15 protein-coding genes and 1 riboswitch are annotated in these 16,119 nt (G+C 51.3%); of the genes, 6 read left to right on the top strand and 9 right to left on the bottom strand.

Annotated features, from left to right (window positions below; genetic code table 11):
* Positions 1–66 precede the first annotated feature (66 nt).
* Positions 67–693, bottom strand: coding sequence for a response regulator transcription factor (locus B152_RS0116990; protein ID WP_020593640.1), 627 nt, complete (start codon positions 691–693; stop codon positions 67–69).
* Between the two features lie 253 nt (positions 694–946).
* On the opposite strand from B152_RS0116990, the gene B152_RS0116985 reads away from it, so the two are divergent.
* Entirely contained in the window at positions 947–3,031 is a 2,085-nt protein-coding gene (locus tag B152_RS0116985) for a CHASE2 domain-containing protein (RefSeq protein WP_020593639.1), read from the top strand.
* 35 nt (positions 3,032–3,066) lie between these two features.
* Here the strand turns inward: B152_RS0116985 and B152_RS0116980 are convergent, their stop codons facing one another.
* Together B152_RS0116980 and B152_RS0116975 are read right to left on the bottom strand one after the other, a co-directional pair.
* Positions 3,067–3,675: an OmpA family protein gene (locus tag B152_RS0116980; RefSeq protein ID WP_157231146.1), complete on the bottom strand. Its 609-nt coding sequence runs from the start codon at positions 3,673–3,675 to the stop codon at positions 3,067–3,069.
* A 23-nt stretch (positions 3,676–3,698) separates the two neighbouring features.
* A complete protein-coding gene (locus B152_RS0116975) occupies positions 3,699–4,112 on the bottom strand; it encodes a FecR family protein (RefSeq protein ID WP_020593637.1) in 414 nt (137 codons plus the stop codon).
* A gap of 778 nt (positions 4,113–4,890) precedes the next feature.
* On the opposite strand from B152_RS0116975, the gene B152_RS0116965 reads away from it, so the two are divergent.
* Positions 4,891–5,088, top strand: coding sequence for a hypothetical protein (locus B152_RS0116965; protein ID WP_020593634.1), 198 nt, complete (start codon positions 4,891–4,893; stop codon positions 5,086–5,088).
* 273 nt (positions 5,089–5,361) lie between these two features.
* Here B152_RS0116965 and B152_RS26065 read toward each other — a convergent pair whose 3' ends face one another.
* Positions 5,362–5,526 carry a hypothetical protein gene (locus B152_RS26065; protein WP_020593633.1) on the bottom strand — a complete coding sequence of 55 codons (165 nt, stop codon included), beginning with the start codon at positions 5,524–5,526 and terminating at the stop codon, positions 5,362–5,364.
* 388 nt (positions 5,527–5,914) lie between these two features.
* The gene (locus B152_RS0116955; protein WP_020593632.1) at positions 5,915–6,316 is read right to left on the bottom strand and encodes a hypothetical protein; all 402 of its coding nucleotides are present in this window, start codon (positions 6,314–6,316) and stop codon (positions 5,915–5,917) included.
* Between the two features lie 332 nt (positions 6,317–6,648).
* On the opposite strand from B152_RS0116955, the gene parE reads away from it, so the two are divergent.
* Complete coding sequence (gene parE / locus B152_RS0116950) at positions 6,649–8,640, top strand: DNA topoisomerase IV subunit B (protein ID WP_026261657.1); 1,992 nt, start codon at positions 6,649–6,651, stop codon at positions 8,638–8,640.
* 93 nt (positions 8,641–8,733) lie between these two features.
* Here parE and B152_RS0116945 read toward each other — a convergent pair whose 3' ends face one another.
* Together B152_RS0116945 and B152_RS0116940 are read right to left on the bottom strand one after the other, a co-directional pair.
* On the bottom strand, positions 8,734–9,759 hold the full coding sequence (locus tag B152_RS0116945) for an adenosine deaminase (RefSeq protein ID WP_020593630.1): 1,026 nt from the start codon (positions 9,757–9,759) through the stop codon (positions 8,734–8,736).
* 99 nt (positions 9,760–9,858) lie between these two features.
* Positions 9,859–9,958, bottom strand: a riboswitch (purine riboswitch).
* Positions 9,959–10,057: 99 nt separating this feature from the next.
* Positions 10,058–10,498 carry an Lrp/AsnC family transcriptional regulator gene (locus tag B152_RS0116940; protein ID WP_020593629.1) on the bottom strand — a complete coding sequence of 147 codons (441 nt, stop codon included), beginning with the start codon at positions 10,496–10,498 and terminating at the stop codon, positions 10,058–10,060.
* Positions 10,499–10,701: 203 nt separating this feature from the next.
* Between B152_RS0116940 and B152_RS0116930 the strand changes: the two genes are divergently transcribed.
* Positions 10,702–11,271: a cysteine hydrolase family protein gene (locus B152_RS0116930; RefSeq protein WP_020593627.1), complete on the top strand. Its 570-nt coding sequence runs from the start codon at positions 10,702–10,704 to the stop codon at positions 11,269–11,271.
* Positions 11,272–11,507: 236 nt separating this feature from the next.
* On the opposite strand, the gene B152_RS0116925 is transcribed toward B152_RS0116930, so the two are convergent.
* Together B152_RS0116925 and B152_RS0116920 are read right to left on the bottom strand one after the other, a co-directional pair.
* Positions 11,508–12,371: an urea carboxylase-associated family protein gene (locus B152_RS0116925; RefSeq protein ID WP_020593625.1), complete on the bottom strand. Its 864-nt coding sequence runs from the start codon at positions 12,369–12,371 to the stop codon at positions 11,508–11,510.
* Between the two features lie 170 nt (positions 12,372–12,541).
* On the bottom strand, positions 12,542–13,588 hold the full coding sequence (locus B152_RS0116920; protein ID WP_211212232.1) for a hypothetical protein: 1,047 nt from the start codon (positions 13,586–13,588) through the stop codon (positions 12,542–12,544).
* A 359-nt stretch (positions 13,589–13,947) separates the two neighbouring features.
* On the opposite strand from B152_RS0116920, the gene B152_RS0116915 reads away from it, so the two are divergent.
* Both B152_RS0116915 and B152_RS24175 read left to right on the top strand, forming a co-directional pair.
* Positions 13,948–14,622, top strand: coding sequence for a winged helix-turn-helix domain-containing protein (locus B152_RS0116915; RefSeq protein WP_020593623.1), 675 nt, complete (start codon positions 13,948–13,950; stop codon positions 14,620–14,622).
* Positions 14,612–15,979 (top strand): sensor histidine kinase, encoded by a 1,368-nt coding sequence (locus B152_RS24175; protein WP_020593622.1) that lies wholly within the window; start codon positions 14,612–14,614, stop codon positions 15,977–15,979. Before B152_RS0116915 ends, B152_RS24175 begins: the two co-directional genes overlap by 11 nt.
* Positions 15,980–16,119: the final 140 nt, after the last annotated feature.

Here is a 16,119-nt window from a genome sequence, read left to right as displayed (position 1 = left end):
AGACCCGTGCTATTATCATGAGAACGGCACGAATAATCTTTTTGTTCCTCAGAGGATCAGGACATTTTAGCCCTGCGACAAGGTTTCCGTATCAAGGCCAGCCGTAAAATACAGTCGAACAAGATCAGGCAGACTTCTGGCTTCAAGCTTTTCCATTATTCTGGCGCGATGGACTTCAACCGTACGGGTACTGATGCTCAGTTCATAGGCAATAATCTTGTTCTGCAACCCCAGAACCAGTTTTGTAAGCACTTCAGCTTCCCGTGGTGTCAACTTTGCCAAAATTTCCTCGGCATTTTGCCGCTGACTTGCTTCTTTTTCATGGCTCTGGCTGTCCTGCAAAGCCTCTGAAACCACAGAAATGATTTCAGTATCAGAAAAAGGCTTTTCGACGAACCCGAAAGCACCGGCTTTCATTGTTTCAACGGCTTTTGGGATGTCTCCATGTCCGGAAATCATGACGACTGAAAGACTGCTGTTCGCCTCACGGACTTTTTTAAGCACTTCTACCCCGTTCATTCCCGGCATGCGAATATCCAGCAAAACACACCCGGATGTCGCCAGCAGGTCTTCGGCAAGGAATTCCTCACCGGAGGGAAAAGTACGGGTCGTGGCCTCCAGCCCTGAAGATTGCAGGAGCATCTGCGTAGATTCACGTACAGCATCATCGTCATCAACAATGTATATATACATCTATCAACCTTCTATATTTCACTTTGCCCTGCCGCTCAGATGACAAGAAAGTGCCCCAGCTTGTCAAAGAGCCTAATCATACAAAGCTTGCCTTTGCAGCCGACGAAACCAGTGTACAAGAATGTGTTGCTTCTATTTACTCTGTTATAAGACACATAAAAGCGTGGTATCGCACTAAGCACATGACAAGGTAGAGTAAAAGGCGTTTCAGTTCAATCTCATGAGGAAGAACAACACAGCTCTTGCGCTTTTAATGCGACATCTGACATTGAGCCGCTTTCTGGCTCTGATTGTCATAACAACTGTACTTGTTCGTTTTAATGATCCCTGGCCCTTGCAACTCTTACGCTGGAACATCCTCGACAGCTATCAGCAAATCAGCCCCAGGCAAACAACATCTGATCAGATCGTTCTGGTACAGATTGATGAAAAAAGCCTGATGACTCTTGGCCAATGGCCCTGGCCCCGGGATCTGCTGACAGAATTGATTGAACAAATTACCAGGCAGAACCCAAAAGCCTTGGGGGTAGACATTCTCTTTCCCGAAGCAGACAGAAGCTCCCCCGAACAAATCGCCCTTTCAAATCAGCACCTGCCCGAGGATTTGAGACAACAGCTCTCTCTCGCCCCTTCAAATGATCAAAAACTTGCCAACAGCATTGCCAGGTATCCCGTTGTCCTCAGCTTGGCGGCAGGATTTGGCCCGGAAAGCAACATCCCCTCTCCCAATCTGAACAAAATGGTCATGATTGGCAAAGATGGTCGAAAGGTGCTCCCCGCAGTCGGGAATCTCCTGCGCAACATTCCTCTTCTGGACGAAGCTGCCATCGGTCAGGGGATATCCAACCTCGCTCCTGATCAGGATGGTTTGATTAGGAAAATCCCTCTGCTCTACAATATCAGCCACAGCCTGATCCCCTCTTTTGAAACAGAAGTCCTCCGTGTTGCCTCTGGTGCCGCATTAGGCGAAGCCTTCATGACAGAATCCGAAGTTAAAAAAGTCAGGATTGGTCGCTATAACATTCCAACGGATCAACATGGGCATGTCTGGATCCACTTCACGCCAAACAGCAACATTCAACATGTATCTGCCAGACAAGTTCTCGCCGGTGAAATCACTGGCGATCTCTTTTTTGACAAGATCGTCCTTCTTGGTGTGACTGCTGTGGGCATTGCCGACTATACCCTTTCTCCCACGGGCGAGAACCTTTCCGGCCTGTCCTTTCACGCCCAGGCCCTCGACAGCATCCTGACCAATTCCCTGCTCGTCAGCACACCTGCGATGATGGCAATTGAGCTGGGCCTATTTCTTGTAATCGGCCTTTCCTTGATTTTCATTGCCCAGCGCTATAGCGCGCTGGAGCTGACAGTCACCTTCGCTGTTCTAGGCTGGACGACAATCCTGCTTTCCTGGGGAGGATTCTATTTTCGCGGATTCCTCATTGATCCAACACTGCCCTTTTTGCTCACTCTGGTAATGTTTCTCGTCTCGGCCACTTCGGGATTCATTACCGAACAACGCCAGCGGCACTTTGATGCTCTCGAAGCAGCCAAACGTGAACGCGAGAAGGAATCCCGTATTCGACGGCTGCAAAATGAACTTATGCACACCATTGGCAAAAGCTCCGTCCAGAAACTTTCCTCCTCGATTGCCCACGAGATGAACCAGCCTATGGCGGCGATCTGCAATTACACCAACGCCGCCAAAAGACTGCTTGAAAATGCTCAGGATGATCCGGAAACACTTAAACCGGAAATCCTCAAGACAGCCCTCGAAAAAATCCTGTCCCAGGCCCACCGGGGCAATGATATTCTCAAAAGCATCAGGGAAGTCGCCGAAACCGGCAGCACGACAGTGAGGGCTGTTGATGTAAATCAAATTATTCAGGAAGAAATCGAGCTGATCCACGACGTCGGAGACAGTGATCTGGTATCTCTGCATTTCGAGCAATCCCACGATCTTCCAGCAGCCAGCGCCAATGAAATCCAGCTGCACCAGGTCGTAATGAATCTGATCCGCAATGCCATGCAGGCCATTACGTCAAGCGGTGAACCGGGGAAGATTACGGTTCGAACAAGCCAGACCGAAAACAACATGATCCTGGTCTCGATCAGAGACACAGGACCTGGCTTGAGCAAGGCTGAAATGAAGAACCTTTTCAAACCCTTCTACACAACCAAGATGCATGGAATGGGGCTGGGTCTTTCCATTTGCCGCTCAATCATCGAGGCCCTCGGTGGGGCGCTCTGGGTGGAAAAAAACAACGAGATGGAAGAAAAAGACAAAAGGGGAGCCGTCTTTCTCTTCACCCTTCCCATTGATCAGGCAAAAGATTAACAGATTTTTACCTCAGCAGTTGGCGCTATTCGTTTTTATCTCAAAACCATTACGACCCGACGGTTCAAAGCACGCTGGTCAAGTCCCTCGTCAGCCGCAAGCGGGCTGTCCTCACCAAGGGATTTGATATCGATCAGGGACGATGGAATGCCATTATCAACCAGTTGCTGACGTAACTTGTCTGCCCGCTTCAAGCCAAGTTCCCGGTTATATTCAACGGAACCGGTTGAATCAGTATGTCCGATCAAACTTATATCGACCGTCTCACGGCTTTTGATATTCTCAAGAACTCTGGCAAAGATAACATCGGAATCTCCGGTAAGTTCCGTGCTGTCAAAACCGAAGAAGAACACAAAGTTCAAAGGTTTGGGAGGCTGAGCCGCCTCGGTTTCTGCTGTCAGCTTTGCAACAGTTTCCGCTTCCAGCTCCCGCGCCTTCTTTGGCGCTTTTTGACGAGGAACTTCGACCACAGAATTGGCCGCTACAAGAGTGGATTCTCCCTGGGCGTTGCTTACACTGGCTTGCCCCACAGTTCCGTCTTCTTCTGCCAGGAGGATAACATAGTTCCCCCGGGGGGCGGAACAAGCTGCCAGTAACAGTAATGACAAGGGAAACAGAAACTTGATAAAGGTTTTATCTAACATCGAAACAGCCTCTTTCTTACCCGTCATTGTTCAGCATTGATGAACAGTCTTGTCCCGCGGACAGTCACTGTTCCCGCAGGTGTAGTGATCCTCAATTCTTCCTCCGGTTTCTTTGTCAGCTTGGCTATCAACCCGGAAATATAGAGCAGGGTTCCTTCAAACAACTCGACAGCAAAAGCCAGTTGATTGTTATCCGGATCGAACTCGAAGTTTTCCAGCTTCAGTTGGCTGCTGCTGCCAAGGGAAATCAGGGTATTGTCGCGAAAGGAAACACCCAAAGAAGATTCTTTGCTGGTTTTTAGAACATCCGCTTTAAACAGGGGGTCTCCGAGGTTGAGCGGCCGCTCTTCGCCTTGCTGTATTGCGATGCAGGTGCCATTGACCACTTTTACATAAGCAATAGGGCTTTCCTCTGCCCGTACAGAAAAGCAAAACATGTTTGCCAAAGCAAAAGCAAAAAGGAGGGAGCAAGAGATCTGTATTTTCCGGGAAGCTATCGCGGAAGACTTTACAAAGGATATCACGGATGACATCCCGGATAACATACACGATAAGATCATAGTATCAGAACCTCGGGTTTTGAGTACAGACGTCCACCATAGTCTAAATTATGACGAATTTCTTCTCCTGATTGCACGATCAGCAGAATTCGACACCAGACTGAATTATAGTGATAACAAAACCTGAGAAGACTTTACAACAAGAGAGATCAAATCATCCGTTCGTTTATAGCAATCAAATCAATTGATTACTTTCTATGTTGAAAATTTTACGGCTCCATCTGCCAGGGCGAAATTACGATTTTCAAATTACGCCTTTATAGTACTCTCTGCAAAATTGTCTGACAGACCTTCTCCCAGAAACCTCTCCCCTGCCTTCTCTATTTCATCTGGATAATAATGTATTTGAGCCGTTATTATCAGAATATTTCCAAATACCTTGACTTGGCGTATACTCCTGCCTGCGCCTTGCGACAAAAGTCAAAATACATAAGACACATCAGGAACAGTGTGGCATGGGTTATTCCTTCGTTTGAGGACAACATCCCGCAGTTACCTATAAGCTGGTTCGCAGCATATTATGAAGCATACGTCGTCTCAGGCAAAACACCTATTGCGCTAGTCACTGACAAGTTTTTAAAGACATGGATTTAAATCAGTGCTACTGACTTTATTGTTAACATTTCATTAACTATGTTTGCAGCGGGATCACCTGATGTATATCCCTCCCCTCTACACCAGGACGGGAACACTGATCACCCCAGAGCCCCCGCCGAACAGGGGACTGGCGTTCAAGACAGCAAAAGATACGGTGCTGGAAATTCAGGCCACAGAAAAGTCTGCCAGCAGCACAAAAAAGCTGCTGCCACCGCCCTCTGATGGCCGGGGAAGCCGCGTGGATATTCTGGTTTAACAAATCACCCGGCAAGACCATCGCGCAAGGTATTTTGATGAATTATCCCCCGAAAGCTGTTCCTAAAATTCACCTGCGAAACCGCCAGCGAGAGCTTCTCGACAAGAGCCCTCCCTCGTTTCAACATACTTGAGAACAGGATAATTTATTGTATTCAGGCTGCGAGGAGAGCCCGACAGTCTGATGGCAGATACAACAAAAGCGCGGTCTAAAAGAGCCGCGCCTTTGTTGTATGCCCGCTGTCTTGAAATTTAAGACTCAGGCAGCAATAGCTTAAGCAGCAATACCCTCGCGCCAAGCTGTCGAGGACTTGCAGGTTTTGCAAATGCGCTCACCAGGCCATTCGCTCACGAATTTTTCCCGGCACTTCAGGCAGTTACGCTTCTTTTTTTCATACACCCGGTCAGAAACCGGCTTTGTATTGGACTGATCGCTCATTCATCCCTCCGTAGGATCCGGCATACTTACGCCTCTACGAATTGTCGTCAGGGTCATACAGACACAATTCTCATTCCTTCCGAAGAAGAAACAGCCTCCAGGCCCTATCAAGAGCCAACACAAACGATACACAATTCCGACAGAGCAGCGACGTGTAAAACCGAAGAGGATGTGACTAGATATCCTTTCCGGTTACATATCCGACTGCGTCAGTGATTGTAGCGATTCCGACAGTAGACCACAAAAACAGTATGCGAATCAATACGGAACGGAGACACACCAAAGGCGCTTTGTGCAATGCACAACTATTAAATAAGGGATGTTGGAAAAAAAATCAACTGCAGTCCTGTTATATCTGCCATGTCTTTTTCAATCCGGACACAGGATTTTATTCCAGATCGACAATTTTCTCAATGCCACCAAGGCCATGGACAGTGTCATGTGCCCGAACAATTACCCGGGTTGTGCCCTCGGGCAAGATCACGCCAGACAGAGAGCGGACAAAGGGTTGCTCGTTCTCATGAGGATGGTGTAGCACACGTGTGCCAAGAACCAAGCCCTCTTGTGAAACAATTTCCCATTTGTCCGCGTAGTGGTCCCAACCTGTGTCATCATGTCGCACAGAAACATTAAACCGCCAACTGCCTCCACGCTCCTTTACCGCTTCAACGGACAACACATCCGCTTCTCCGGCAAAAACAGGCCCGGACACTCCCCCAATCAAGACGGGAGCAAAGACAAAAGCAAACAGCAGTGAAGCAGTAAAAAGAATCTGGTTCCGGCGGTTCAAGTCATACTCCCTTTTCACACCAGCTCGCTGGTTTATCCAGCCTTGAGGACTTCACAACACTACCCGCTCAAAGCCAAAGGTCAAACCGGGGGAAAATTACATTGAACAAACTCTTAAATCAAACCACCCACAAAAGGGCCAAAGACAGACGGAGCATCAAACAAATTTCACTAAAAATTAGCTCAATCCCCTCAAACGATCTTGAACAGATTTGGGCCTGAAATCCAGGGTCATTCCCCTTTAATCAAGGTCGCGAATCTTGCCAGAATAAATAAACGCTCCCCAGCAAGAGCATCTTGCCTTCCTTTTGCGGTCACCACATAATGCGCCCCATGTCAGATCTATTTCAATCCGCCCCTCAGACCGATTCCCCCGTTGAATACTCAGCCAAGGATATCGAGGTCCTCGAAGGACTAGAGCCCGTTCGCCATCGCCCCGGTATGTATATCGGCGGCAACGATGAACGCGCGATGCATCACCTTGCCGCCGAGGTGCTCGACAACTCCATGGATGAAGCGGTCGCCGGGCATGCAACCCGAATCGACATCGAACTTGCTGCGGACAACGTGATCACCATCCGCGACAACGGTCGGGGTATTCCGGTTGATCCGCATCCAAAATACAAAGACAAGTCGGCGCTGGAAGTAATCCTGACGACCCTGCATTCCGGGGCCAAGTTCACCCAGAATGCCTATGCGACCTCTGGTGGCCTGCACGGCGTCGGAATATCAGTGGTTAACGCCCTTTCTGATGCCATGTCGGTCGAGGTCGCCCGCGACCGCAAGGTTTTCAAGCAGGACTACAGTCGGGGTCACCCCGTGACCAAACTGGAGCTGATCGGCAATACCAACAACCGTCGCGGGACCAGCATTACCTTCCACCCGGATGAAGAGATCTTTGAGGAAGGCAGCCATTTCCGCCCGGCCCGTCTCTTCAAGATGGCCCGTTCCAAAGCCTATCTCTACCGCGGTGTCCAGATCCGCTGGACCTGTGATCCGGCATTGGTTGAAGGCACAAAAACCCCTTCGAATGAAACCATTCATTTCCCCAACGGACTGAAGGACTTCATCACGGGCGAGCTGGGCAATCGTACTGCGATTACCGCTGACAGCTTTGCTGGTGAAGCCGCCTTCCCTGACAACGAAGGTCGGGTCGAATGGGCCGTCTGCTGGCCACGGGATGAAGAAGGTTTTGTCAATTCCTACTGCAACACTATTCCGACCCACGATGGTGGCAGCCACGAAAGCGGCATGCGCAGCGGCCTGTTGCGAGGGCTCAAGGCTTATGGCGAACTGACTGGTAACAAGAAAGCCGCCCAGATCACTGCAGATGACCTCGTGAATGGTTCTATTGCCGTGCTCTCGACCTTTATCCGTAATCCCCAGTTCCAGGGACAGACCAAGGATCGTCTGGCCACACCTTTGGCGGCAAAGCTGGTTGAGACCTCAATCAAGGATCACTTTGATCTCTGGCTCTCCAGCAATCCTGAAAGCTCGCGCGTTCTTCTCGAACGGATTATCGAACGCTCCGAAGAACGTCTGCGCCGACGCATGGACAAGGAAACCAGCCGCAAGACCGCGACGCGCAAGGTTCGCCTGCCCGGCAAACTCGCCGATTGCAGCAGCGGCAAGTCAAACGACACCGAAATCTTTCTGGTCGAGGGCGATTCCGCGGGTGGTTCCGCCAAACAGGCCCGAGATCGCAAGACCCAGGCCATCCTGCCCCTGCGTGGCAAGATCCTCAACGTGGCTTCGGCCACCGCCGACAAGATCAAGGCCAATCAGGAAATTGCCGACATTATCCAGGCGCTGGGCTGTGGCACCAAGGGACAGTTCGATAAGGACAAGCTGCGTTACGAGCGCGTCATCATCATGACTGATGCGGATGTCGACGGAGCGCATATTGCCTCGCTGCTCATGACTTTCTTCTATCAGGAGATGCCGGGCCTGATCGAAAGTGGGCATCTTTATCTGGCCATGCCCCCCCTCTATCGCCTGACCCAGGGCAGCAAAACCGTCTATGCCATGGATGACCAGGACCGCGAGCGGCTGGAGAAAACCCATTTTGCCGGCCGGGGCAAGATTGACGTCAGCCGCTTTAAGGGTCTGGGCGAAATGCCGCCGCGCCAGCTCAAGGAAACCACCATGGATCCGGCCAAGCGCACCCTGCTGCGCGTGATGATCCATCATGTCGATGACTTTGACCCGGCGGAAAGCCAGCGCGATGCCGCTGACCGGGTTAACTGTCTGATGGGTAAAAAACCGGAACTGCGCTTTAATTTCATTCAGGAAAACGCCAGATTCGTTTCCAACATTGATATCTGACCTCTTTCAGAGGTTCAAAAAGTACAGACAAGAACAAGAGGCCCGAGACAAAATCTTGGGCCCCTATTTTTTACTGCTCAGACCTGTCCTGCCTCAGGCAGCGTGTTTCTTGAGATAATCATTCGTTATTCCTGCCAGCCGGGCTTTTTCTTCTGCCGAGATAAAACTGGCTTCAATCGCGTTCAGGGTAAAGCGGGCGATCTCGGCGTGGCTCATGGGGTGTGCCTCGGCAACAGCAAGAAAATTGGCGTTCATATAGCCGCCGAAATAGGCCGGATCATCGGAATTTATGGTCACACAAAGCCCCTGCCGCAACAGCGCGACAATATTGTGCTGTTCCATCCGCTCAAACACCTTGAGCCGGGTGTTGGACAGCGGACAGACCGTCAGCGGTGTGCGATCGGCAATCAGTTTTTGCACCAGTTCGGCATCATCGACACAGCGCACCCCGTGATCAATCCGCGTTACTCCCAGCAGTTCCAGCGCACCGTGAATGTTACTGGCCGGGCCTTCTTCACCGGCATGCGCCACGGTCAGGAAACCAAGCTCGAGCGCCCGGGCAAAAACCCGTTGGAATTTTTCCGGTGGATGCCCGACTTCCGATGAATCCAGCCCGACCCCGATGATCTTGTCCCGATGCGGCAGCGCCTGTTCCAGCGTGGCCAGTGCCGCCGTCTCATCCAGATGGCGCAGGAAACACATGATCAGCTGGCTGGTGATGCCCAGCTCGCGCCGCCCCTGCTCCAGCGCGCGGTGAATGCCACCGATCACAACATCAAAGGCAATGCCCCGGTCCGTATGGGTCTGCGGGTCAAAAAACACCTCGACATGCACCACATTATCGGCCTGACAGCGCAGCAGATAGGCCCAGGTGAGGTCAAAGAAATCCTGCTCGTTGATCAGGACATTGGCCCCTTGATAATAGATATCGAGGAAGGATTGCAGATTGTGAAAATCATAGGCCGCGCGAACCTCATCCGGCGAGGAAAAGGGGATCTCGACCCCGTTGCGTTTTGCCAGCTCAAACATCAGCTCGGGCTCCAGCGAGCCTTCGAGATGCAGATGCAGTTCAACCTTGGGAAGTTTTTCGATAAATTTCTGTGTTGAAAAGGTATTCATGGAATTGCTCTTAACTTGTGTTGATCGAAATCAAGAGCTTTTCAGTCTGCCGGACCCGGAATAATCATAAACCATTCAGCCATACAAAGAGAAAAGCACTTAACGGGCTTTGCTCTTCGTAATCAGAATTTATCGGATCCTGGTAGAGACCCCCGAACCATATTATCGGGGTTATACGAAGCGGTGAAAACAATCCGACACAGGTCGGACTGATCTCTGTTCCTTGTTATATCCCCTTGTCTGGTAAAATTCAAGCAATCCAGAACCTCCCTTCCGCCTTCCCCAACCAGTACCCTGTTCAGCGATCGATGTGGGTTGCGATAATCACATGGGTCTGGACACGCTTGACCAGTTCATGCGCACTGAATTGCTCGGTCACTTCCTGCAGACGTTCGATCGTTGGCACCTGCAAGATCATGGTGGCGTCCAGCTCCCCTGTTGTTGACCAGAACTTTCGGATCTCTGGCAGATGGCCAAAGGCCGCCTTGATCTTGCTGCAAAAGGCCCCTGTCAGGGTCAGCATGACCACGGCCTTGATCGCAGTTTCAGTTTCCAGCCGGGCTGTGCGAATGGTGTAGCCCTCGATCACACCATCGCGTTCCAGCCGGGCAATCCGCTGACGCACCGCCGTCGGCGACAGGCTGATGTTACGGGCCAATTCACTGATCGTCGTTCGGGCATCCGCTGACAGTATCGACAGTATTTTTTGATCGCGGTCATCAAGCTGATTTTTGGCCATTATGCGGAATCGAACCTTGTCCTGGTGGATCTGACATCTTTACGCAAAACAATGGCGCGATCGCCATATTGAGCAAAGGTCTTATTTCCCCGATCATAATCAACAAGATGAGCCTTGCAACCAAACGTTTTCCCCAACCCGGCAACCGCCCACAAGACTTGTCGATCCCCTGCTTTCGTTCATAACCTTAAGGAAACCCCGATATGCCAGCTATGCCAAACACGAACCCGCCAGTCCTCCTGCTCATCGATTGGCAAAACGGCTTTAAGGATTGGGACTATTGGGGTGGAAACCGCAACAACCCCAACGCCGAACAGCAAGCTGCCGCGCTGCTGAACCACTGGCGAACCAAAGGCTGGCCCATCGCCCATGCCCTGCATCACAGCCTCAACCCTGACAGCCTGTTGCGACAGGAAAAACCCGGCGGCGAAATCATCGCCGAACTAACGCCGTTTGGCGATGAAGCGGTTTTTGTAAAGCGCCAGAACAGCGCCTTTGTCGGCAGCGATCTCGATGGATTTTTACGTCGGGCTCAGGCCCCGCAACTGGTGATCTCCGGGCTGACAACCAATCATTGCGTTTCAACCACGGTCCGAATGGCGGGTAACATGGATTACGATGTGCGTCTGGTCGGTGATGCCTGTGCAACCTTTGACCGTGTGGGGCCAGACGGCACCGTCTATACTGCTGACATGATCCATGCAATGTCCTTGTCTGATCTGCATAACGAATTCTGTCAGGTTGTCACAACAAAAGAACTTTTGGCCTCATAGGACCTCAATAAAGGCAAACAAGACAAAACCAGACCACACACTGGCAGGGTTGAAAAATCCGGGCGTCATGCCACAACCGACATAAACACGCCCAAACAACGAATGGCGGCCCACATGGTGAGCCGCCATTTTTATGGAAATTCCGCTACCCCGTCACTCCCGCAGAACAAACGGGATCAACAGAACCAGCGCCCTTTTCTTGATCCCTTCTGTCCTTTGGCAAAAACCTGGCCATATTAGGCCACGCCATGCCCCCCGGAATAGGGAGAAGGCCGCGACGGGCTCCAGCCCTCCAGCGTCCCGGCCTGCGGCTTGTAGACCTCAACTTTCATGGGATAACAGGCCGCGGCATCGCCCGAATGCGATGATCCGCAATCCCCGCCCGGACAGGCCGACATGCCGCCCAGCAGATCGGTTTCGGCAAAGAACTCCAGATAATCCCCCGGGCGCACCGGACTGGCTTTCATAAAGTACTGGTGGGTATCTTTGGTAAAGCCGGTACACATAAAGACATTGAGCACATCATGGACCAGCAGTTCCGCCTCATCCATCGGCAGGCTGCAATGTGCCGCCAGCGCCCGGGTCAGATTGGAATGACAGCAATAGTGATAATCCGTCCCCTGCAGCACCGCATTGGTATAGGGGTCACAGCGTGTACCGATCACATCGTGTACCCCGCCACCAAATTCATCAAAGCCGTACCAGTCCAGCGTGTCACGGGTCACCGTCGCCAGCGGACGCAGATGTGGCAAGGTACTCCAGAGCCGATCCCCGGTACTGATATGGGTACCGTGCAGCGCCCGGGTCTTGCCACTGAAAAACCGCTCGGTCAGATCGTGCGCGTTCCAGAAATTCAGATCACCGACCTGCGGCCCTTCAATCGAGACAATGCGGACAAAATGCCCGGCAGGTACCTCAAAACAACGCGCATCCCGCGGCGGGATATAGGTCTCGGCCACCAGTTCCATCCCCGCGCGCGCGCGATCAAAAAACGCAGCATCAAAGGCAGGCAAGGTCGTATTGGGATAACAGATCACGGGCGCGACCGCCTTGCGGGCGTCGGCGTCTTTTGGGGCGGGATGATCGTGGATGGTTTTCATTTCGGGTCCTGGAGTTGATTTTTTATCCTCCAGACTGTGACGGAAACTCTCAGCGCGGGCAAGAAACGGATTTGCCCCAAACCGGGGTTTGGTTTGCTCACCCTGCCAACCACAAGACCTCCCCCACAAGAAAACACTCAAAGTCCCGATAGCTGCTCACCATCAGGGCATTATTTGGACATCACGGCCCCTTTATAGAGCGCCTTGACATCAACAGTCTCCTCAACAACATTGTGACCATCTACGGTCAGAACGGTTCCTGCCTGCCGGATCCAGTTGTTCGCAGCAGGTCCGGCGCTCCCTTCTCCCCAGAAAAGGTTATGGGCTTCCAGGGTGGGAAAGCTATAAGATGATTTCTTGATATAGGTCATCAGTCCAAACAAGGTGACATCGTCTATACGTGTCTCGCTGATTTTCACGAGACTGCCGTCTTTGGACGCCGCCGCGACCCCCACAGATCTGACAGACCCGCCGATCACATCCACTGTCGAGTTTTCGCCCGCAGAAATCGCCTTGTCGTGCACAGAAGTAATCTGCGGGCTTTGGATCCAGCTTCTGGTTCCCGAAAGATCAATCGCGTCCCCACCGATGGTATGGAACACGCCGTTGTTGATACTTCCCTGCGAGAAATCACTGTCCAGCGCGTCCGAACGCATGTTTTCAAATCGCGTGTGCGCAAGCGAGAATTCAGAGTTGATGATATTCAACCCGTCCTCAGCCACGGAGTTTTTAAAGTCACTGTTTGTGATTTTCAGGGCCGATTTATAAAACGTCACCCCTCCGGTTAACTTCAGATACCCGTCTTCGAACGCTGTGGTATCGGAAATAATCACATGATCCAGTTCAGACAGATTACCTGCATCATGAACATATATTCCTTTCCACAACTGATCTTTCTGCCCCCGCAGAACGACAGGCGCATCTGATGACCCCAGAGCCGTCAACGCCCCCCTGACCAGAAGGTAGCTGTTGGCGGAAAAATTAAGGGTTGTTCCGGGCTGGATCAGCAAAGATCCATCAAGATTAATAGGGAAATCAATGTCATGTACCCCGGGTTTTATCTCAAGGACACCCTGGTTATCTTGAAAGATGTCCGGGTGTTTCCGGGCAAAAAACAAGGAATTGCTCGACAGCTCCCCCACCAGAAAAGGCTGCTTGCTCAAGTTTAGATAGCTTGAGGTTCCCACATCACGCAGTGTTTCAATAACCTTTTCCACTGAAACGGGGCCCGGGATCACCCCCGATATATTTGCGACGGAAAGAATGGAAACCGAGAAAATCGACAATGTGAACAGTCTATTGAGTTTCCGCTTTTTAATCATAACCGCTTAACCATCCCTCTTGATCTGCTGAAACCTGATCTCGAGCGAGAAGTTAAGGCATTCTACCTATCCCCAATGTGGTTGAATTCTAAATTTTTGTTCATGTTGTTTATTCATCTTTTCCCCGTGTTATTATCCGCGCATAACAAACGGACCCAGGCGGTTCTTGTCCGGATTTACCGATCAGGAGGACTTACCCGTCTGGACTTACTGGCCGGATTCCCTCTCAGACAGCTATGAAATGACCTTAAGAAATGCGAGCGCTGATAATCGAAGATGACCTCGAAGTCGCTGATTTTGTTTCCCAGGCTCTGGCTGAATCCGGCTTTGTTACCGACAGCGTTCACGATGGCCGCGAAGGTCTCTATATGGCCGCGAACGAAAATTACGACATTATCATTCTCGATCGCATGCTTCCCGGCAAGGACGGGCTGTCGCTCTTGCGGACGCTTCGGGCGACCGAAATCACCACCCCGGTTCTGTTACTTTCCGCATTGGGTGAAGTCCGTCACAGAATTGACGGCCTGCATTCCGGGGGGGATGACTATATGGTCAAACCCTTTTCTGTCGCCGAGTTGGTTGCCCGGGTACAGGTTCTGCTGAAAAGAACCCTGCCCTCTGGCGGGGAAACCGAACTGACGGTCGGGGACCTGCGCATTGACCTGCTATCGCGCAAGGCCACCCGCGCGGGTAAAACAATCGACCTCAAGCCCAAAGAATACAAATTACTGGAATTCCTGATGCGACATGCGGGACAGGTCGTCACGCGAACGATCCTGCTTGAACAGGTCTGGGATTATAACTTTGCTCCTCAGACCAATGTTATTGATGTTCATATGAGCAGACTGCGCAATAAAATCGACAAAGGCTTTAACGTCGAACTCCTTCATACAATTCGTGGCGCGGGGTATTGTATCCGTGAAGATTAAGCTTCCCCGTCTTTCCCTTTCCCTCAAATTCGCCCTGAGTATTGGCGGGGTCTTCTTTCTGATCAATTTCATTTTTGAGGGCATCGTTTCAGAAACTTCGGAACACTTCATGGAAAAGGAAATCGACAGCCGCCTCCAGACCAAAATCAATGATCTGAACGAAGTCTATGATCTGGGGGGAATAACCTTGCTCCAGACCCTGATTGATCGCCGGGCAAGGCAAGAGCTTTCAGCGTCAAAGATCTACCTCTTGACCGATAAAACTTATAGAAAGCTCTCGGGAAACATCCCCGCCTGGCCTGAAAAGGTGCCCAAAACCGCAGGTTTTACCGAGCTTGAAGATGATCATACAACCCCTCTCGAGTACCGTTTTTTAAGCAGGCCTCTCGGCGGGCAGTATCACCTATTGCTCGGCCTGGATACGACCAAGGAAGAAGAGCTCGAAGATCAGGTTTTTATTGTTTTTCTGGGCGCCCTGCTTTTGAGCCTCTGTGGCGGGACGATTGCCGGCGTTATCCTTCATCGCGGCCTGAAAAAGCGTCTCTCCCTCATCAGTGCGACCTGTTCTGAAATCATGCTCGGGCGCTTTTCCAAACGCATCCCCGTCTCCCGGACCAGCGATGAAATCGACGTCATGGGCCATACCCTGAACTCCATGCTTGACCGTATCGAAACCCTGATGGATGGCATCCGTCATGTGACCGACAACATCGCACATGATCTAAGAACCCCTTTGACCAGATTGCATGGCCGTCTTGAACGCCTGGTTCCCCTGACTGAAAATGACGAGAACAGAAAACTGGTTGAGGCGGCAATCGCCGAAGTCGACCAGCTGCTCGTTACCTTTTCCGCTCTATTGAGCATCACAAGACTGGAAACCGGAGAACTTGAGACAAACTTTGCCCCCATGCCTCTGGGATCGCTGATCGAAGACGCGATTGAAATCTATGAACCCCTTGCCGAAGACAAGGGGCAAAACATTATCCTGAAGGATACCCTAAGTGGACAGTCTGTTGCGGGCCAGATCCTAGGGGATCGTGACCTGATCACCCAATGTTTTACCAACCTGATCGACAATGCCGTCAAATACGGCCCGGCCAACAGCACAATCACAATTACCCTCTCCGCTGTCGAAACGGGCGCAGAAATCGTTATTCATGATGCCGGGTCTGGAATACCGGAAAACGAACAATCCAACGTTCTCGAACGCTTTTATCGGGTTGAATCAAGCAGGAATCTCCCGGGTAACGGCCTTGGACTGTCATTGGTTGCCGCAGTGCTTCGCATTCACAATGGTCAACTCAAACTTGAAAACCATAACGGCTTTCAGGTTACCATTATCTTGCCAAGCCAGTAGGCTTAATCTCTGAGCTGGATTTTGAGTAAAGACTAATCGGGCATCTTGTCGGAAACATCTCCTACCTGCATCGAGACAATGTGGTCAAAGTGCCCGGCAGACACCTCAAAACAACGTGCATCCCGCGGCGGGATATAGGT

Origin of the sequence: Kiloniella laminariae DSM 19542 (assembly GCF_000374005.1) — a bacterium.
GTDB lineage: Bacteria > Pseudomonadota > Alphaproteobacteria > Kiloniellales > Kiloniellaceae > Kiloniella > Kiloniella laminariae.
The sequence above is the reverse complement of the archived record's forward strand: the minus strand, read 5'-3'. Positions and strand labels throughout refer to the sequence as shown.